Source organism: Polynucleobacter sp. AP-Kolm-20A-A1 (genome assembly GCF_018688315.1).
GTDB lineage: Bacteria > Pseudomonadota > Gammaproteobacteria > Burkholderiales > Burkholderiaceae > Polynucleobacter.
Genome location: NZ_CP061315.1, coordinates 1,202,340 through 1,221,887, shown reverse-complemented (window position 1 = coordinate 1,221,887; position 19,548 = coordinate 1,202,340). Strand labels below are relative to the sequence as shown.

Annotated in this window: 19 protein-coding genes; 13 read left to right on the top strand and 6 right to left on the bottom strand. The window is 46.0% G+C overall.

Annotated elements, in window-relative coordinates:
* Complete coding sequence (locus C2745_RS06095) at positions 1 to 816, top strand: GGDEF domain-containing protein (protein ID WP_215383491.1); 816 nt, start codon at positions 1 to 3, stop codon at positions 814 to 816.
* A 6-nt stretch (positions 817 to 822) separates the two neighbouring features.
* Here C2745_RS06095 and pgaB read toward each other — a convergent pair whose 3' ends face one another.
* Both pgaB and C2745_RS06085 read right to left on the bottom strand, forming a co-directional pair.
* Complete coding sequence (gene pgaB, locus C2745_RS06090; protein WP_215383490.1) at positions 823 to 2,742, bottom strand: poly-beta-1,6-N-acetyl-D-glucosamine N-deacetylase PgaB; 1,920 nt, start codon at positions 2,740 to 2,742, stop codon at positions 823 to 825.
* Positions 2,743 to 5,103 carry a hypothetical protein gene (locus tag C2745_RS06085; RefSeq protein ID WP_215383489.1) on the bottom strand — a complete coding sequence of 787 codons (2,361 nt, stop codon included), beginning with the start codon at positions 5,101 to 5,103 and terminating at the stop codon, positions 2,743 to 2,745.
* A 287-nt stretch (positions 5,104 to 5,390) separates the two neighbouring features.
* Between C2745_RS06085 and pgaC the strand changes: the two genes are divergently transcribed.
* From pgaC to C2745_RS06055, 6 genes are all read left to right on the top strand, one after another.
* Entirely contained in the window at positions 5,391 to 6,641 is a 1,251-nt protein-coding gene (gene pgaC / locus C2745_RS06080) for a poly-beta-1,6-N-acetyl-D-glucosamine synthase (RefSeq protein WP_215383488.1), read from the top strand.
* Positions 6,638 to 7,129: a poly-beta-1,6-N-acetyl-D-glucosamine biosynthesis protein PgaD gene (pgaD, locus tag C2745_RS06075; protein WP_215383487.1), complete on the top strand. Its 492-nt coding sequence runs from the start codon at positions 6,638 to 6,640 to the stop codon at positions 7,127 to 7,129. The genes pgaC and pgaD overlap by 4 nt, the downstream gene beginning before the upstream one ends.
* Positions 7,130 to 7,246: 117 nt before the next feature.
* A complete protein-coding gene (locus C2745_RS06070) occupies positions 7,247 to 8,023 on the top strand; it encodes an SUMF1/EgtB/PvdO family nonheme iron enzyme (protein WP_215383486.1) in 777 nt (258 codons plus the stop codon).
* A gap of 106 nt (positions 8,024 to 8,129) precedes the next feature.
* Complete coding sequence (locus C2745_RS06065; RefSeq protein WP_215383485.1) at positions 8,130 to 9,056, top strand: caspase family protein; 927 nt, start codon at positions 8,130 to 8,132, stop codon at positions 9,054 to 9,056.
* Between the two features lie 27 nt (positions 9,057 to 9,083).
* On the top strand, positions 9,084 to 9,527 hold the full coding sequence (locus C2745_RS06060) for a hypothetical protein (protein WP_215383484.1): 444 nt from the start codon (positions 9,084 to 9,086) through the stop codon (positions 9,525 to 9,527).
* Between the two features lie 3 nt (positions 9,528 to 9,530).
* Positions 9,531 to 10,313, top strand: coding sequence for a hypothetical protein (locus tag C2745_RS06055; protein WP_215383483.1), 783 nt, complete (start codon positions 9,531 to 9,533; stop codon positions 10,311 to 10,313).
* 6 nt (positions 10,314 to 10,319) lie between these two features.
* Here C2745_RS06055 and rpoN read toward each other — a convergent pair whose 3' ends face one another.
* Complete coding sequence (gene rpoN, locus C2745_RS06050; protein ID WP_215383482.1) at positions 10,320 to 11,708, bottom strand: RNA polymerase factor sigma-54; 1,389 nt, start codon at positions 11,706 to 11,708, stop codon at positions 10,320 to 10,322.
* 151 nt (positions 11,709 to 11,859) lie between these two features.
* Here rpoN and C2745_RS06045 point away from each other — a divergent pair, with 151 nt between their 5' ends.
* Genes C2745_RS06045 through C2745_RS06020 form a run of 6 tightly spaced genes read left to right on the top strand, consistent with a single transcriptional unit; the run spans position 11,860 to position 16,594 of the window.
* A complete protein-coding gene (locus C2745_RS06045) occupies positions 11,860 to 12,252 on the top strand; it encodes a hypothetical protein (protein WP_215383481.1) in 393 nt (130 codons plus the stop codon).
* Positions 12,245 to 13,810, top strand: coding sequence for a hypothetical protein (locus C2745_RS06040; RefSeq protein ID WP_215383480.1), 1,566 nt, complete (start codon positions 12,245 to 12,247; stop codon positions 13,808 to 13,810). Before C2745_RS06045 ends, C2745_RS06040 begins: the two co-directional genes overlap by 8 nt.
* On the top strand, positions 13,810 to 15,090 hold the full coding sequence (locus C2745_RS06035; RefSeq protein ID WP_215383479.1) for a hypothetical protein: 1,281 nt from the start codon (positions 13,810 to 13,812) through the stop codon (positions 15,088 to 15,090). Before C2745_RS06040 ends, C2745_RS06035 begins: the two co-directional genes overlap by 1 nt.
* A 42-nt stretch (positions 15,091 to 15,132) precedes the next feature.
* Positions 15,133 to 15,831, top strand: coding sequence for a flagellar basal body P-ring formation chaperone FlgA (gene flgA, locus C2745_RS06030; protein WP_215383478.1), 699 nt, complete (start codon positions 15,133 to 15,135; stop codon positions 15,829 to 15,831).
* Positions 15,832 to 15,883: 52 nt separating this feature from the next.
* The gene (locus C2745_RS06025; RefSeq protein WP_215383477.1) at positions 15,884 to 16,204 is read left to right on the top strand and encodes a hypothetical protein; all 321 of its coding nucleotides are present in this window, start codon (positions 15,884 to 15,886) and stop codon (positions 16,202 to 16,204) included.
* Complete coding sequence (locus C2745_RS06020) at positions 16,205 to 16,594, top strand: hypothetical protein (RefSeq protein ID WP_215383476.1); 390 nt, start codon at positions 16,205 to 16,207, stop codon at positions 16,592 to 16,594. It begins immediately after the preceding gene.
* Positions 16,595 to 16,632: 38 nt separating this feature from the next.
* Here C2745_RS06020 and C2745_RS06015 read toward each other — a convergent pair whose 3' ends face one another.
* The 3 genes from C2745_RS06015 to flhF are packed head-to-tail and all read right to left on the bottom strand — an operon-like array spanning position 16,633 to position 19,510.
* Positions 16,633 to 17,331: a FliA/WhiG family RNA polymerase sigma factor gene (locus C2745_RS06015; protein ID WP_215383475.1), complete on the bottom strand. Its 699-nt coding sequence runs from the start codon at positions 17,329 to 17,331 to the stop codon at positions 16,633 to 16,635.
* A gap of 5 nt (positions 17,332 to 17,336) precedes the next feature.
* Complete coding sequence (locus tag C2745_RS06010) at positions 17,337 to 18,146, bottom strand: hypothetical protein (protein WP_215383474.1); 810 nt, start codon at positions 18,144 to 18,146, stop codon at positions 17,337 to 17,339.
* On the bottom strand, positions 18,143 to 19,510 hold the full coding sequence (gene flhF, locus C2745_RS06005; RefSeq protein WP_215383473.1) for a flagellar biosynthesis protein FlhF: 1,368 nt from the start codon (positions 19,508 to 19,510) through the stop codon (positions 18,143 to 18,145). The genes C2745_RS06010 and flhF overlap by 4 nt, the downstream gene beginning before the upstream one ends.
* Positions 19,511 to 19,548: the final 38 nt, after the last annotated feature.

Genomic DNA, 19,548 nt, shown 5'->3' with positions numbered 1-19,548 from the left:
ATGATGCTGAGTATTTTTCTGTACTCGATTTCTTTATGTGCGCAAGTGATAGCAGCTCTTTATGCTATTAATCTATTCTTTCGCTCAAAATCCTATCGGCTTGCCTGTGGATTTATGGCGGCTGGACTCAGCTTGATGGTTGGGCGCCGTATTTCTCCGTTACTACATGCTTTAAATAATGGTCATATAAATATGACTGATGCTTGGCTTGCGGTGCCAATTTCATTTCTTTTGCTGTTCGGTATGTTTCAGTTTCGGCGCTTATTGATAGAGCTGGAAGATAAGAATTTTGCACTTGATCGCTTTTCAAAAACCGACGCACTAACTGGCGCCATGTCTAGGATAGAAACATTTTCTCGAGCAGAGCTAGAGCTTCAAAAAAGTTTTAGAAGTAAAAAGTGCATATCTTTTTTGATGGCTGATATCGATCACTTCAAGATTGTTAACGATACTTATGGTCATCCCGCCGGAGATAAGGTGTTGGTAGGTCTTGTGCAGCGCTGCCAAGAAGAGCTGCGTGAAATTGATATATTTGGGCGCGTTGGCGGAGAAGAGTTTTTGATTGTTCTGCCAGAAACCAATCAGAGCCAGGCGATGGAGATAGCGGGGCGACTAAGAGAGTCTATCGCCTCCAAGCCCTGCGCCTTCGTCGATGACAAGGAAATTATTATCACGATCAGTACTGGCGTTGCAACCTTTGATCCCCAGATTGATAGCGTATTGGGTTCTAGCGCTATTCTGAAAAAATACTATGCACTTTGCGATCAGGCGATGTATCGGGCAAAGCAAGCCGGCAGAAACCAAGTCTCTATCTAAAGATATCTATTGAAGTGCTGCTTTGGTGGAGAGCTCCCGCTTAAGGATCTCCATTTTTGGGTTGTTCGTAAACTGATCGTCTGGATAGTAGCCAAAGTTATAGATTCCCCGAACCCGCATTGTTCTCATCCAACTACTTAGTTCTTTTGTGGGGATGGGCTTATCAGTCTTCCAGTCCTTGGCCTGGAACTCATAAACTAATTTCTTCTTGGCTTTGGGGTAGACCTGGGTTTTATCCACCAGGTTGCTGAGCCATTGAGAAGGGTTGCTCGCATTTTCCATATAAGGCATGGCCATCAGTGCCACCCAATTGAAATGCTCTAGACCATTCGGGATGGATTGCGCAAACCATTCTTCAGAATTTGGATTAAGCGCTACTTCAGCGTAGTAATTACGGGCGATGCTAATTGGTTTGCGATAGAACTCGGCAGCACTTCTCATATCCAGCGCAAACTGGGTCAACATTTGGGTTTTGGCTTTGTACCACTTCTCGTTGTATTGGGTGTTTTGTGTGATCGCCGCAATGTTGGCAGGCAAGCCCCAATGTTTCGCATAGTAATTTAACGCGACAGGGCTAGCATCCTCTTTATCGGATAGGGTGGCGTCGTCATGAATCAATATGCCCTCAAAGCTGGCATGGCGACCGAGGTCTTTATAAATACCCTTGATAAATTGCCGCGAGCGCTCGGAGAATGGGCTTAAACGTAGATAGCCTATGCCTTTGCTGCCATCGGTTGAGGTAACGACATCAAGCTCGCGTAATTTTTCAGGGCCGGGGTTAAAGGCTAGTAGTGGCATCCAAGCAAATACCTTGACTCCAACACGAGTCTTTAATTGCCAGCTCACCCGTCCAAAGATATCCGCCTTAACCGGCATATAGTTATTTTTGAAGTAGAGGCTTTTAGCAACGCCACTTGCATCATCATCAGAGAATGCCTGTAGGTATACAGTGGTGACGCCGGATTCTTTTACGCGCTCAAGCAAAGAACCCAAGTTCTTTTCCTGCTGAATGGGATCTTTGTCATAAACATAATCGAGGTCCACATGCATCACGCGCTCAAGAGCAGGAGGAGCCTTTCTGAGGTTGGCGACAAAGTCATCAATTTCAGGATTGTTGATTAGGTAAATGCGGCGAATACTATCTACTGGCTGCAACTCAAAGTTTTCACCATCATCTAAGGTGATTGCAATGTCCATGCCTAGTTTTTTGGCCATGGCTTGAGCCATGCCGTTATAACGCCCATAAGGCCACACAATAATTCTGGGGGCTTTGCCGGTGTGTTGCTTTATCCAGGCGTTGTTCTTAACTAAGTCGGATTCAATGCGCTGTCTGTAGTGCTCTTCAGACTCGTATTCCCCGGTTTGTTTGTTGTACTCGAAGGTCGTTAGGGCAGGCATGGTATTGCCTTGCACATTGCCTAATACGCCATGGTGTAAATCATAGGTGTGTGAAGCAATTTCTACTAAGCCGCTACGAGAAACTTCCTTCAATTCTTTTAAGGAGAGGAATTTAGAGCGAGGAACTTTTTTATCGGCATATAAGACCGTGCCGTTATCAGGCACGTCAAGCCATGAGCCCACAATAGCAAGTGTGGCGGGGTACTGGAATGCCTTAAGCAATGGCATCACATAGGTATAAAAACTCTTATAGCCGTCGTCAAAGGTGAGGACGATAGAATTTTCAGGAAGTTTCTTGCCATTATTCTTAGCGTTAATGACATCTTGAAGTGAGATGACGTTATAACCATTCGCTTTAAGCCAGGAAAAATAGTTCACTAAGTTATCTGCCGTTACATCATCAGGTTCAGATGCCACTGTTTTTTGTTGAACGATGTCATGAAAGCTTAATACTTTAAAGTTGGACTGTCCCCAGGCCACATTACTGAGTAGGGCCAGTAGACAGATAAGGTATTTAAATAATTTCATTTAAAAGCGAGACTCAAAATTGAGGTATCCAGTGATATAGCTTGATTTTGCGCCATTAAATGGAAAGCTGGTTCTACCAACGCCCCAGCTCAGCGTTCTTCTGTCGCCAATATTAAAGTCTTGGCCATATCCGTAGTTATTCATGGGTAGAGTGCTATAGCCAGATTGCGTAACAACACCGTAAGAGCCAAAGAATCTGTGCCAGAAATCATATTTCTTGGTAGCGATATCGCGCCACTGCAAAAGTCGCAGATTCAGTGTTCCCGAATATTCAGTTTGATTGATAGGTGAGAAGTAGCTGACGTTCGAGTTCGTGTTTTGTTGATTGCCAATCCATCCCGATACATCAACCTTGTAGTTGTATTCGGTTAATAGGCGTTGATTCGCTGTGCCGAAGATTTGCTGGCGATTATTACTAGGCAACACCCAGTAACGGTAGCCAATCGAAGCATTTCTGGTTTCTCCATCTTTCCATTTGAGATCTAAGCCCCCAACGTTGCCGCCATAGGTTGCATAAAGTGATCCAGGGAAAAGATAGAAGGCATTGCGTTCGTAAGATGCTCCTACCGCCCAGTTATCATTTAAAGTCTGCGTACCTTCTAGGCGGGCATAGCCAGCGCTACCCACTTCTACTTCTGCCTCTTGATCAATGCCTGTGTATTGGAAGCCTCCGCCGACTCCTTGGTCGGTAACTGGTATGGCGGGTCCGCTGTTTAAGTCGCGGTAGCGTGCGAAGCCTCTGAAATTTTCATTAATGGGCGCGCTATAGACTCTCAAATCGCTGGTACGGTTATTGTTCTTTTGGGAGCCGTAGTCACCATTACCTAATACAAAGTTACCGGTAACGTAACCCTCATTAAAGACATCTAGCCTATCGGAGGCATTTTTCACTGCCGTTAAATCCGAGTACCCAGGTTTTAATTCATTTACGGTCGATGTAAATGTGGCGATATCCCCTTGGCTCATACGGGCATTTGCGTAACCCACCTTAGCCTCTACATCCTCGGGGTCTTGCTTGGCTGCGATAGCGTAATAGTCTTCCGCAGCTCTGTGCATTCCCTCTGAATCTCTTACGCTGCCAGCTGTTTTGAGTAAGTCGGCATTAGAAGGAATTTCGCTCAGTAGGGGAACCAGTTTTTTATTGGCCTCTTCATACTTTTCTTGGTAGGCCTCAAAGCTAGCTGCTTCAATGACTGCGCTGGTGTAGTCAAAGTTTCTTTTTGGTAAATGCTTTGGTCTAACTTTAAGTTGTGCCGTCAGGTTATCTAAAGCAACTTTTGCCTCGGGGAACTTATCTTGGTCAACTAAGCTGTAGTAGAGGGCCTCAAGGGTATCTAAATCCTTTGGATTTTGAGCATGGAGTTTTTGGAGAATGACCTCTGCCTTGGCGTACTCATGTTTGGCGCTATAGCTTGTGGCAGCTGCTGACTGAACATAGCTAGGGACAGCCACTCCTTCTGACAACAATTGATCGTAAAGACCAAGTGCTTTATCCCATTGCTTGCGGCGGGCATAGGCAACCACGAAATCAAATTGAATTGCCAGTATTTGATCTTTGGGCGCATTAATAGACTTGGCGTAGCTCAAGGCCTCAGTCAGTATTTGGATTCCAGCATCAGTAGAGTTAAATCGATTGGGCGCTACCGCCGAATCTGCGGCCGACCAACGAAGATCGATCGCTCCAGCGTCATGCATGGCCCGTAGTTTTTGGTTCTTGCTGGCATTCCAGCCTTTGTTATCGATAAGATCAAGTGCTAGATGGGAGATTCCCATGTCTAAAAGCACTTGAATAATTTGTTGTTGATTGCTTGGGTCTTTGGGCTTTAGTCGATTGATATCTTCGTAGATTTGCAATGCCGCATAGCGATCGCCAATATCTTGTAGCGTCCCAGCTCTTAACTCCCAGGCAGAAACATTATTAGGAAAGTCTTGAATAAAACGCTCACTCCAAAATAGGGCGGATTTAAATTCTTTTTGATCTCGCGCCAGCGTAACCATACTGAGTTCGATGGACTCATTATTGCCATGGGCTTTTAAGATTAATTTAGCCAATGCTTCTGTTTTAGGGAATGGCTGCGTACTAACGTAGCAGTTAAAAATTGCTTCTTGTGCGTAGAGGGGGGCGCGATCGATATAGGACTGATTACTTACAGCAATAACATCGGCACACAGTTTTGCATTGCTTGCTACTGCAATGTAATCCGACTTATAGCGCTCGATCTCTGGGTGAGCACTCATGAGCGTTTTGAGAATCGAGGATGCTTCTTTGTATTGGGAGGCCTTGTTCAGGGCCAAGGCTTTTTGGTATTCAGATTCTTCAGATGGTGTTTGGCCGTGTGCCAGGCTAATGCTTAGCGCCAAAATGAGGCAGTGCGGAAGAAGGTGTCTAAAGTGCTGCAATGTATCTATTAAATGAGGGTATGGGCTTCTATCCCTAAGAATACAAGCTTTATGTTGGGGCCAGCACCGAATTTGGGTATGTTTAGGTGCATACAGTTAAAAGTTCCAATATTTTGATTGATTCAAAGTGTTAACATGGATTTTTAGTTCATTTTTGTGCCTTTCATGGGCGTCATTCATCAGTCTTATATGCCCATCATTCACAAAAGAATCCCAGTCTTTCACCTGCGGGCCAAATAAGCTTGAGTATGTTTGAAGCTTTTAGCGCCTTTATTTACGGATTCTGTTTCCTATATCCGCTTTTTATGAGTTGGGTGTGGATTAGCGGTAGCTTGTTCTACTGGTTCCGCTATGAACGAAAGTTTTCCAACCCCCACAAACTGCCGGCATTGGGCTCCTATCCCAAGATTGCTTTAATCGCTCCTTTTTATAACGAAGAAGAGTGCGCTGAAGAAACGATTCAAAATCTTCTGCATCAGTCTTATCCCAATTTTGAAGTGATTGCGGTAAATGATTGCAGTAGGGATGCTACTGCCAAGATTCTCGATCGCCTGGCCTTGAGTAATCCAAATCTGCGTGTTGTGCATCACGCAGAAAATGAGGGTAAAGCGGTTGGATTGACAACGGCTGCATTGCTTACTGACGCAGAATATTTATTGTGCATTGATGGCGACTCGCTACTTGATCACAATGCAGCTCGCTGGATGGTGAGTCATTTTCTCAAGAGTAGCCGAGTAGGGGCGGTCACAGGCAATCCTCGAATTCGGACTCGATCTTCGCTCTTGGGAAAAATTCAGGTGGGTGAATTTTCTTCCATCATTGGTTTGATTAAGCGCGCTCAGAGAACGTATGGCCGCCTATTTACTGTGTCCGGCGTTTGTGCAATGTTTCGGAAGTCAGCCCTAGAGGACGTGGGGTTCTGGTCTCACGAGACCCTTACGGAAGACATTGATATTAGTTGGAAGTTACAGCTTAGACACTGGGAAGTGCGATTTGAGCCAGCTGCTACCTGCTGGATTTTGATGCCGGAAACTCTCAAGGGTCTTTGGAGTCAAAGGCTGCGCTGGGCAACTGGTGGCGCTCAAGCGATTGTGAAATTCTCAGCTATCTGGGGTAATTGGAGAAGCCGCAGAATGTGGCCCATCTTCTTTGAGTATGCCCTCAGCGTATTTTGGTCCTTCTCGATGCTAGGCACGGTTATTATTTATCTATTGCATTTCATTATTCCGCTGCCAGACTATTTGCAGATTCATGGGCTCATTCCAGAGTGGTCTGGCTTGCTCATTGGTCTGACATCCATGATTCAAATTGGTATTGCCATGTGGATTGACTCGCGTTACGACGAAAAAATTTGGCGCAATTATGGATTTACCATTTGGTATCCAATTGCGTTCTGGCTTCTTTCGATGATGACCACGGTAGTTGCATTCCCAAGAGCGCTCATCAGAAGAGACAAGATTCGTGGGCGCTGGGTTAGTCCAGATCGGGGGCTTCAGTGAAAAGAGTTAAAAATATTCAGGTCACTCTTCCTGAAAATCGTTCCCTGATTTACTCTAAGGTAAAGCATCATTCAAAATCGGAGCTTGTGCTCTCTCTCGTGACGAATGCTGTTGGCTGGGGTATTTGGCTGTATTTCTGGAAAGTGCTGTTCACTTCGTTTGCTTGGTATTTTGGAATTAATCTGGCTTATCAAGATTGGATTATTTATGGCGGCTGGAGAAAGTTTCTGACTTTTTTCGAGTACACCGCACCATTTGGCGCCGCCCTGTGTTGCGTCTTAATCTTCTGGGCGCTGCAAGATATTTGGCGATTTAAAACAGAACGCCGTCGCAGCGGAGTTCGCAGTCCATCGATTGAGAAGGATGTGATCTGGACTAAATTGACGCTAGAGGAATTGCGTAAAGCAAGATCTTATAAAGTCATGCGGACCCATCATAATCCGGATGGAGAAATCGTCAAAGTACATCCGCTGAACGAACAATCCTAGTTTTAAAAAGAGGGGTAGGGCGTCGTTAACCCTTGCCCCTGCATCGATTTTCATTCAGGTTTATGCTGGCTCAATATTTACTGCCCTGATTCATTGTTAGCTTAAATCTCTAGTCCTATGAAAAAGTTTGATTTCTCCACCGTTCTCTTTGGTCTACTGCTTTCAGCCATTGCGCTGTATTTCATGCTCAGATCGACGCCAAGCCAAAGCGCTCCCTCATCATCTATCCCAACAGTTCAAATCGGTAATGTGATTTGGGATCAAACCGAGATGAATATTGCTGACGTTAAAACTTACACATCATCGACTGGCTTTGTTAGTGCAGCAGAAAAAAATGGCGGCGGTCTTTCTTATGAGGCAGGTTTTGTCAAAAAACCGGGGTGGACCTGGAAGACGCCTTATGGCGTTCCTGCGCAAGATGCTGAGCCAGCTGTACATTTGAATCAGAAAGAGGCGGAGTCGATTTGTCGTTACTACGGCAAACGTTTGCCAATGGATGCTGAATGGACGAATGCGGCATTCTTAGAGCAAAGAACCAATCCTCCATCAGGGTATGTCAAAGGCCAGCGCTATTCATTTCCGGGTGGCAGCACGCCGGCGGTTTCTCATTGCCTCAGCGGTTGCGGTGATTACAAAGGCCTAGCCCCAGCTGGAGCTCTGAATCGCGGAACTGGGCATGTCATTACTGGCAGCACTAAGCCAGGTGTTAACGGCTTATTTGATATGGGCGGCAATGTCTGGGAATGGACCTCCACAGAGCGAAATAGCGGATTTATCACCCGTGGAGCCTCATGGTGGTACGGCCCCGAGAGGCAGCAAGAGTCGGATGTGGAGTCTAAGCCAGGGGATATTGCGGTGGTCTATATAGGTTTTCGCTGCGTAAAAGACCGCTAAGTACCTAAAACGACCTCTGAGCCCTTAAAACAGGGGTGAAGGCCTTGTTTCCCAAGCCTGTCTTTGATGCTAATATGACCTCATTCTTTTTGTGGGAAATGGCCGTATGTTGAAGATTATTGGCGTCTTTGTTGTTGGTTGCTGTCTCTATTTTGCTTATTGGATTTTGGATGGCAAAGGAGATCGCGCACTGTATTCCACCGCTAAGAAAGCTGTGAAGGTTGTCGACAACACCGAAGCTACTCGCACGCTCTCTACTGAGGCCCCAACAGTTACACCGCCAACAAGTACTGCTGCTGCGCCAGATGCAGCCACTAAACCGAATCTTGGTTCGGCAACCCCAACGGCAGGTGGAAAACGTATTGCACTCGTCATCGGTAACGCAGGTTACAAAACAAATCCATTGCGTAACCCTAAAAATGATGCAGATGACTTTTCAAAAGCATTGAGTGGTCTTGGCTTTAGCGTAATTAATGTGCGCGATGGCAACTTGCAACAAATGCGTGCAGCTGTCCGTCAATTTGGCGACCAACTACTTTCTAGTGATGTGGGATTGGTTTATTACTCAGGTCATGGCGTTGAAGTAAAAGGCAAGAACTACTTTATTCCAGTTAATGCAGATATTCAGCATGAAGACGAGGCAGCTGATCAAAGCTTAGATGTTGCTTCTATCCTGGAGAAGATGGGCACCGCAAAAAAGAGCGTCAATATTTTGATTGTGGATGCTTGTCGTGATAATCCATTTCCGAAGGCATACCGATCCGGGGCGAGGGGCCTTGCTAGCATGGAAGCACCCAGCGGAACCATCATTGCCTACTCCACATCGCCAGGCAAAGTGGCTATGGATGGCAATGGCAAGAACAGTCCCTATACCCGTAATTTAATCAAAGCGATGGAAGTGCCTAATCGCCCAGTAGAGATTGTATTTAAAGAAGTACGCAGAACAGTGCAGCAAGAAACCAATAATGCACAAACACCTTGGGAAAACACCAGCTTGAGCGGTGATTTTTACTTCAAAGTTCAAAACAATTAAGTGCAAACTGAACGGCGCGCAATCATTATGAAAAACATTAAACAATTAGTCTTGCTCTCTTCATTCGCGGTATTGATGCAAGCTGCAAGCACTGTATATGCTGCACCACTCATTAGTGCCAAGGAGGCAGCTTTGCCTTCGGCGGGCGGGCAGACACGCGGGATTTCTCGGGGGCCAACCATCAAAGTGAACTCTCCTGCACCTGATGTAGCTACTACGTCACCATTTGATTTTCGAATTGTGTTTGTGCCACGCGGCGAATCAAAGATTGATGTTGATTCTGTTAAGGTGGTTTATATGAAATCACCATTTGTCAATCTGACACCGCGATTGCGTGATGCTATTAGCGATAAAGGAATTGATTTCTCTAAGGCAGAAGTTCCTCCTGGCAGCCATACCATTCGTGTGAGCGTAGCCGATAACGAAGGTCGTGAAACCAATTCAGTATTTACTTTGGTGGTGACAAAATAATTTATGAAGTGTCCTTATTGTTTGTCCGAGGTAGATGAGAAAGCCAATGTATGTAAAACCTGTGCCAGGGACTTGTATTTACTAAAGCCCTCACTGGTAAAAGCTGAAGAGCTTGAAAAGCAATTAGCCGCGATCCCAAGCAATGAAGCTTATGAAGAAAAGATTGCCCATCTAGAGGCTTTGCTTGAGGAGTATGAGCTCAGAGCTAAGCACCCTAGAAAGGTTACTCAGCTTTTGATGGATATTGGTTGCTATTTGATTATTCCATTAGCATTGCTGCTGCTTTCACATGCCTTAATTACCATCGTCTACGATACAAAGATTCTGTATCTGCGCATCATTTCGATGTTATTGCCTTTGCCATTTGGGTACTTTCTATTTAAGAGTCACCCGAGATCGGTATTTCCTTGGTTTGTTGGTGTTGTGGCAATGTCCATTGCTACCGTTATTGGTATGAGCGCCATTACCACTGCGGTAGATGGCTCGCCGATATTCCCTCAAAATAATTTCGAGTGGAAAGAGTTGCTTGAGTATTCCTCTAGCATCGCCTTTAGCTTCTTAACCGGCATGCTTTTAGGTGGAATGGCTTATGCAAGTAAACATCGTCGCAAGAGTTTGGCGCGACTTTCGTTGCTGGGCAATTTGATTTCTTTGTTTTCATCAGAGAAAATTTCCCCAGACAAAATGCACAAAATGCTTAAGAAGGTTGAAGAGTACGGCGGTACTATTGTTGCTGTCGGTACTACGGCCTTATCTATCTACACCGGCCTGAAACACGTACTTTAATAAGCGCTATTTTTTAGCGGGCCAGGTTTTTCTCAGGCTCACCGGAGGAATGCGTAAGGCCTCACGGTATTTGGCCACAGTTCTCCTGGCTACTTGATAGCCTTCTTTGGCCAATAAATCTGAGATAGCGCCATCTGAGATTGGCTTTGTACTTGGCTCAGCCTCAATAATCTTTTTAATGAGTGCCTTGATTGCCTTGGAAGAGACTTGATTCATGCCTTCATCTTGTACAACCTGGGCTCCAAAGAAGTACTTCAAAGAGTAGGTGCCTTTAATGCAGGTGAGGTATTTCTCATTGGTGACTCGTGAGATAGTGGATTCGTGGACACCCACTTCTTCTGCTATCTCTTTAAGTAATAGCGGCTTCATGCCAAGCTCGCCAAACTCAAAAAAGGATTGCTGTCTTTTCACAATCGCCTTTGCCACCTTCAGAATGGTTTCGCTTCTTTGATGAACTTGCTTAATCAGAATTTTGGCTTCACCAAACTTTTGAAAAAACTCTTCATTTTCAGGGCTTGGCTTTTGGCTCTTAATGATCCCCACATACTCTGAGCGCAAAGAGACTCTGGGCTGATTGTTGGGATTGAGGATGACCTCCCAGCCTTTGCTAGTCTTTCTCACAATGACATCTGGTGTGATGATCTGACGCTTGGTAGAAATAAATTCATCGCAAGGGGAGGGGTTGAGCTTTTGAATCATCTCCAGCGCAATCTTGAGATCAAGTTCTTTGCACTTGGTGATCTGCTTCAGTTTGAGCCAGTTCTTACTGCCAACCAAATCTAAATGGGAATAAATAATCTCTTCGCATAGTTTGAATGCTGCGGCATCCTGAGCTGTGGCTGGAAGTCTGTGAAGTTGAATCGATAAGCAGTCGGCTAAATCAAATGCGCCGATACCAGCAGGATCCATAGAGTGCAGAATCTTTAGGCAGGCTTTAATTTGATCAAGAGGCTTGCCATCCTCGTGATCCAAAACCGGGCTCAAGGTCTCCTCGAGCTCATCCAGGTTTTCCCTGAGATAGCCGCGGTCATCAAGGCAGCCCACCAAGTACTGCAAAATTTTTCGCTGGGACTCATCCACCCTTAAAGTGCCAACTTGGGACATGAGATGGGCGAGCAGGGTGACTTCCTCGGCTATGGTGGAGAACTGATCCATGTCGTCTGGATCAATGCGTTGTGCCTGGGTGGAGGAGGTCCGGTGGGAGAACTCCGGTATGGCTTCTAGATACTCTTCCTCGGGACTGGAATCGTATTCCAGGAAGGGGTTCTCTTCGGCAGCAGCTAGCAGCTCCTGCTCCATCTCGAGCGAGGACATTTGCAATAGTTTGATTGCCTTTTGAAGCTGGGGGGTAAGGGTAAGTTGGCCGCTCTGAAGTTGACCGAGTGATATCTTCATCTGGACTTCATTTTTGCCAATGGTTACTTATCTTCAATATAATTTTTATAGCTATATTTTAAGTATAAAAGTCGTACTTTTATGGGTATTATCTGCATTATTGGTATAAATTTTGCTAATACCCGTATTTGCCCTAAGAATCTCTTTATATATGAAAAGTAATTTAATGCAGTGGCTTGGATTCGAGGTCGATCAATATAAGCTTGCGATCCCTCTTGGCCTTGTTGCCTCTGTGTTTTATTCACCCCCAGATACGGATAAACAAAAACATCCATATGGGTTAGAGGTGCACGAAGGCGCACCTATTTTTTTGCTACCTCCAGAGAGATTATTGGAGTGTGGTTTCGAGCGCTCCCCATCATTACTTCAAAATCAAGTACTGCCCTGGGTCATCGTTTTAAAAACAAATGAAGATGCAGCTGTTGGATTTCGAGTTGAAAAAACATTTGGTCCATTTGAGGCGCATATGAATTCTGATTTATCGATCCAGTATGGAGATCAAATTTTGCTTGCCGCTAATCCCGTGGAGGAATTGAATGTCTAAATTATGGGGTGGTTCTGGAATTCAGATGAGTCTAGATGCAAGCAAGCGTCTATTGATTGGACTTCTTCTAGGCGTCTGTTTGATCTCACTGGTTGCCGGCCATTGGCTAGAGCGCCAGCAGGTAATCGTGGCTGCCGAAACTCAGCACAAAGCCAAGCAGGTCAAGGCTTGGTACGAGTTCTTTATTTCTGCCAAGCAAATTAGTGACTCCACGCAAGAAGTGAATGCCGATTACTTTAATCGCATTAATAAACTGCTTAAGCAAATTGATAAAAACATCGATAGCGACAAACTTAATCCGACTTTAGAGAAACTTGCTGGCGAAAAGGTCAAATCAGAGCAGCATGTTCGTGCCAAGTTAACGGTATTGCGAGATAGCCTTAAGCAACTCACGAATAATGAAAAGTTATTGATTGCCTTACCAGCGGGTATTGACTCTCTTAAGGGATTAACTGGAGAGAAGGGTCTCTTAAATGTCGATCGCATTCGCAAAGAGTCGCCATATCGCAAGATTGCTGAGACTTTGCCTGAGCTAGTAGATGCTGGATATAAGTGGCAGGCCAATTCACAAGATGCTGCTGCGTTTAGCAAGCTCATGACCGGCCTCAATGTCTTAACAGAGCAAAAGCCTGCCTTAGATGCATTGGCAAGCGGTGATAAATTCAATCCACGCCAAGAAGAAATCTATAAAGCCCTCAAGAAAATCCCGCTGTACGTCAAATCGGCTGATTATGCCCAGGCCCTAGAGCAATTTAACGCTGCCAGAGCCAAAGTAGCAGAGCTGACTCAAGATCGCGATGGCATTGGAAGCTATGCCACTAGCTTAGAAGTGCTCTCACGCGACGGCAATCAGACTTTGATGCTCCAGGTTTCGCAGATTTTGACTTTACTCAGCTTGCTTGCTGCACTGGTTGTGAACTTTACTTACGGTAAGCGTAATCAATATGGCGGTATCGATGAGAGCGAGCTCGATGAAGAAAAGTGGGAGTCATTAAAAGACGCGCACGATATCCTGCCTTACACCCAGATCGCTTTAAATCAAATTGCTGACTTAGGCGGCAAAGTATTGGTTGCGGCTAAGCGCTTTCATGGTGTGCTTGCCGATGAAAATTCTGGACGTCGTAAGAAAATTCAAGAGTTGCCAGATCCTACTCAATTAATTGATGCTGAGATCGCTGCCATGAAGGTGGAGATTGTTGCTTTAAGAGAACAGGCGATTCAGTTGGGTCTGCATAACTCGGGCATGCCAATGCAGATGAACCTCTCAGAGCAGTCAATGCGCCTAAATACGGTGGTTGAGCATCTAGAGCACGCATTAGGCGGCATGAGCAATACGATGCATCAAGTCGTTTCGCAAAAATATCATTTTGAGTTGCAAGATGCATCACGTATCTCACGAGATTCAGAGGGTCTCATTCTTGCATTGACACAATTGCAACGTCAGATCGAAAGAATGGAAGGTGTCCTTGAAGAGATGGGCGCCGCTTTGGATAAAGTAGTGCAGGGCGATATTCCTGCTGACACAGAAGACTCTGGTTATGGTTTAGGTGGTCGATAGTGGCAAATGATTACCTCAGTCTCTTTATTGCAGATATCAATCGAGCCTACGAAGGTATGGCTTGGTCTATCGAGACCAATCCACCGGCGTTAACTCAAGCAGGCTTACATGCGCGTGACCTAGCGGATGCTTTGGGAAGTGTTGGCTTATCGCAATTAAGTGCCTTGACTGATGATGTCTCTCGTCAGCTCTCGCTTGAGCAGTCATCTGTTCTGCCGATTGCACAAAATCTGGTGGAGTTGTTAAAGCGGGCGCTATTTGCATTAGAGCAGTCTGATGACATGGTCATGTCTGCTGCGCACGTTGAAGAGATTCAGCGTTTATCTACTGATATGTTGGCTTTATTGGGTGGTGCATCATTTCAGTCGCCTCAAATGCAGTCAATGGTTGACGAGTGGGGTATGCCTGAGCAGCAAGCTGCCACTGAATCTGAAGCCCCGGCTGCAGACATTGAAGCGACTACTTCCACGCAGACTTCCGATCCGGCACTCACATCTTCCTCACTGAATTCAGCGGTAATTGATCCAAGAGAGTTTGTGCCTGCTGCTTCCGTTATTGCGCAGCGAAGAATGGGTCTCAATTTAGTGCAGCGTATACGGCAGATGCTGAGCGCGCAAAATTTACCAGCAAATAAACCGATTGATTTTTTGTTGTCTGAGCATCAGGACGCATTAAGCGCTTTAGGTCAGTTGACTTTAGCAAATGCTCTGACGGATTTGGCCACAGAGATGGTGGTCGATGGCGTTTTTGCTGATGCTGATGTTGTCGATACTTTAGTCAGTGCGATTAGCGTCTTACCAAAAGCACAGCGCTTGGTAGCCAACAAACAAGCACTCACTTTATTTGTTGATTTGTATGGCGTACAGCTTGATCAAGCCAATTTGCAATTAGCGGGCGAGATTATTGCCAAAGCTCAGGGCAGAATTGGACAAGAGCATGACCGCTTACGCATTACGATGCCGGCCAGCTTAAAGCGCATGCGCTTTTTGCCATTCAAGCGCGGCTCAGATTATTACGTCGTGAGTTGGGCTCAGCTCCTCTCCATCTCCAATCTCGATGGTCAGTTTGCTGCTAGCGATGCCTTGGGTTCTGCGGTGGGCTGCGATAAAGTATTGCGACTGAGTAGCGGTTGCACGCATGAGGTTTTGCATGCCAATGAGGTGTTCCCAATTGTGAATATGAATAGCTTTGCGCTTCCTTCGGTATTATCAGGACCATACTGGATGAAGGGTATTGCGTTGGATGATGCGAGTTCCCCGTATTCTTGGGTAGCTGTGTAAGCGGTGCTCAGTGGCACTAAGGTAATAAATTAAAGGTCAGTTTTGTTAAAAATCACTCATTCCTCCATTTTGAGACTCATTTTGCTGGGAGCTAGCTTCTTTGTAGGGCAGGCTTTTGCCCAAGTGCCTCCGGCGCTGGATAAGGAGATCAAGGCTTTGGTGGCCAAGCATCCAGCGATGCTGAGTTATAAAACCTCTGTGGAGTATGTGGATCCCCGTATTCGGGTGCCAGATTGCCCGGGTGGCTATGAAATCGAATTACCAGCTCGTACGCGCCTCTGGGGTCGGGTCAATATCCCCGTCAGATGCAATAAAGGGGCTAAATGGTTTGTTTCTCTGCCGGTCAAAATCCAGGTTTTTGGGCAATATTTGGTCACTTCCCATCAAATTCAGGGCAATTCCAGGCTTTCTCAGGGGGATTTTGTGCTTTCCGAGGGGGATTTAAGCGATTTGCCTGATGGATTCGTCCAAAAAGCTGAGGATGCTGTTGGTAGACAGGTTATTCGGCCTATTGCGCCAGGGAATCCGATTCTCCTAAACAATTTACGGGAATCATCCGTAATAAGGGTAGGCGACCAGGTTAAGGTCAAAATTATTGGTTCTGGCTTTGAGGCCGCAGGGTCTGGGGTTGCTCAGTCAGGGGGGTCAAGTGGTGACTCCGTTAAGGTCAAAATGCCAGATGGCCAGGCTTTACAGGGTAAAGTAATAGGTCCTGCGACGGTTGAGATTAAAATCGACTAGCTTTGAAGATAGTAAATGCAGTAAAGAATGTAGCAAACAAGGAATATATAGCGTGAAGATTAACGAGAACAGATCGGTATTACCAGGTCAAACTGAGGCGAAGAAAAGCTCTCAGGGTGGCGCTGCGTCCGCATCAAACTCCACTTCAGCTGCCAAAACACCCAATGCTGGAGTAAATCTGGATCTCAATCCAGTCGTTACTGCAGCTAGCACTGTATCCATTTCTAGTTCCCGCTCTATCTCTGATGCAGACGCATTAGAGAAAATTCGCAAGCTAATCGAGAAGGGTGAATTCAAAGTGGATTTTCCTAAAACAGCTGAGCTGATTTTGCGTGAAGCAGTTGCCGCTGCCGGTAATTCTTCCAAGTTCTAAGTGAGCAATCCCGTTCAGTTTCAAATTTCGCAAGTAGCTAGTGCTGTCGGATCATTACGTGCAGCACTAGAGGCCGAAGACATTGATGCATTGCCTAATGCCATTGCAGGGGCACAACAAGCGCTCGACAAACTCAATACTTATCCTGGTGGTGTAGAGCAACTCCGTAACGACATGGATGCGTTGCCTTCACCGCTAAAAGAAGAAGTGAAGACGCAACTTGAGCAAGCCACTGTAGATCATCACATCAATGGTGAGTTGATTCGTTTGGCTGCGCAAAAGAATGCGGCGTTACAAGCCTTCATTGCACAGCAGTCAGATTCTGCTACCTACTCAAGTACTGGTAATGTGCCTGGTCTCGGCTCTGGTACTTTTTCCAAAAAAGTCTAAAGGTCTAAGGACCTAAAACCCAGATTCTATAAGGGCGCTTAGGCGTCTTTTTTCATGCCCGCACGAATGCGAATCATGGCTTGGGTATGGAGTTGACTTACTCGGCCTGGTGTCAAATTTAAGACAGTAGCTACATCCCTGAAAGACAACTCTTCTTGGTAGTGCAGAGCCATCACAAGCTGCTCTTTTTCAGGAAGCTTCTTCAGTAATCCTTCTAAGCTTTTCGCCATCTGCTTCATCGATGTCAGTTGCATCGGATCATTTTGCTTATCCGGTGGAATGAGTTCATCGGGTAGGTCGTCAATTGGTGTGAGGTTTACAGCGCCTGCAACGACGTTAAAGTATTCGTCCAGCGTAAGGCCTGCAGCCTGCGCAATCTCAGTATCTTCTGGTGCGCGCCCTAACTGTTGCTCTAGAGAGCGAGTTGCTTTTTCAAGAGCGGTGATTTGATCACGCTGGTGTCTTGGCAAAATATCATTTGCTCTACAAGAATCGTAGATTGCCCCCCGAATACGTGTCTTGGCGTACACCTCAAAACTTAAATTCGGTTGCGGTTGATAGCGCTGCAAAGCATCTAATAAACCTGTCATACCTTCTTGAATGAGATCATCCACTTCAACGTTGGCGGATAGGCGAGATGCAATTTGATAGGCAATCTTTTTAACTAAGGGCGCATGCAATTTAATCGCCTCATCGAGGCTGATTGCTTGATAGGGGTTTCCTACGGAAGGGCGCATCGTAATTAGCTGCTGATCTGGTGGGCAATATGCCTAAATAAGCTAGCCGGAATGACGGGCTCGATCTGCGCTTGTGCTGGGGTCGATGCCTCATCATTAAAGTCGCTTAGTGATTTAGCGCCCACCCAGTGCAAAAGCGCTAATGAGGTATCTAGTTGCGCAGAGGCTTCTTGTGCCAGCGCTCTGAAGGCCTCATCACCTTCATTACGATCATTGCCGCCGACCATCATGATCGAGACAGGCTCATCGGCACCGCTAATCATGAGTTGATTAATCAGAGCGATCGTTTTGGCTTGATTGCTTTTGCTGCAAGACGCTAAGACGATGTGATTGAGGTTAGCGCTTAAATATGGCATTACAGCTGGTGCTGGATCATCGCTGACCACAACAATGTAATCAAGGCCCAGGCCGAATTCTTGGGTGCGCACATCTAAAGCAGGGCGTACCAGTTGTTTGCTTGCAAAGTAATGACGAGCACGTGAGGCAGTTGTAAACCAAAGGTTATCTTCAACTTGCATAACTGCTTTTTCAAACGACACTAAATTTGACAGTGCCTGGCCTAAATCATATTTAGTGCTGTAGATCTGTGAATTCAATCTCTGGCGATTATGAAAAGATACTTCATCAACCAGCAGAACCTTAAAGCCTGATCTTCTGAGGGCATGTGCTACGCCCAGGCCGATAGCAGCGGTGCTATCAGGATCAAGCGCACTACTTAGAAAAAATACTTTTGGCAGATTGTTGCCAAAGAGATTGCGTAAGCCCTCCGCTTGGTCTGTATTGCCGATGCTGGGCTGTTTGCTAGAAAGACTCATGAAAAGTTATTCTTCGTCCAGTCATTGAGGTAGTCCGCCATCAGTGCTGGCACTTGCTCATCTTGAATATTCAGATTGCTGCTTAATTGACGTGGGCGCATTGCGCGATGTGCCAAATAGGGCACATTAGCCTGACTCAAATCCTCTGGAACACGTTGACCGTTGGAGAGGAACATTAATGGCAACTCATGGCGAATTAATGAATCCAATACCGGTGCAATTTGTGCTGCTTCATCGGTCTTGGTAATGATCGCACCCAAAATGCCAGTTTGATTGGCTTCTTTTGAGGCTTGATTGTGCAGGGTAATTACATCTTCTTGGGTGCGCAGATCTGTTGTGGAGCTCATTACCAGAATGCGATGCGCATGGCGTGAGCCCTCTTTAAGAAGCTGTGATTGCTCGATCATCAAGACATCGCGTTGATTTACACCGGCGGTATCTAGCAAGATGATTCTTCTTTGGGAAAGTTCCTGGAGCTTACTCGCCAGATCTTCGCTATCACGCAAGGAGATAACGGGTAGACCAAGGATGCGTGCAAAGACTTTTAATTGCTCTTGAGCGCCAATACGGTATGTATCGGTGCTAAGTAGGGCGACTTGATTACGGCCATAGCGCAATACGCAACGCGCAGCCACTTTAGCAACGGTAGTGGTTTTACCAACGCCTGTAGGGCCAATGAAAGCAAATACCCCACCTTGATCAAAGGCGGCGATTGGATCAATCGTATGAATCATCTGCTCAAGCTTTTTCTGGGCCATGCCTAATAGCGTAGTCACGCTATTGCTGCCATCCAGATCTTGCATGAGTTGAGTGCAAAGCTTTGGTGAAAAACCAGCGCTCAATAAAGCTTTTGTCACTTCTGCAGCGCTTGCGGATTGCTGTTGAAGATTTCCCCAGTAGTTGCCAGCCAAATGTGACTGCAACATTTTTTTCACTTCTTCGACTTCAGCGATGAGTTTTTCAACACGAGGAGCTTGTTCGGGGGTTGGGTCAACACCTAATTGGTGATCCACTACATTTGCGCGCGGTTCAGTCTGAATAACATCAGCAATGACTAAGCCACCAACATCAGGGGTAGAGCCTGAAGTAGGGGTAGGTGGATTGGCAATAGAGCTAGCAATCGAATTAAAGCTTGGTGTCGGCTCAGGAGTGGTGACAGCTGGTGCGGCAGTACTTGTTATTGGGCTGGCTGGGTGAGGGCGTTGTGTTGCTAGGTGGGCCAAAGCATCTGGTGAGATCGCTACTATCTCTACACCCTCAGGAACATCCCGAGTGGCCAGTACTAGCGCATCGGAACCCATTTTCTCGCGCACCATTTTTAAGGCTTCAGCAGAATTGGCGGCGGTAAATTTTTGTGGACCCATATTGATTACCTAGCGTATGAAAATTGCGGAATGAAGAT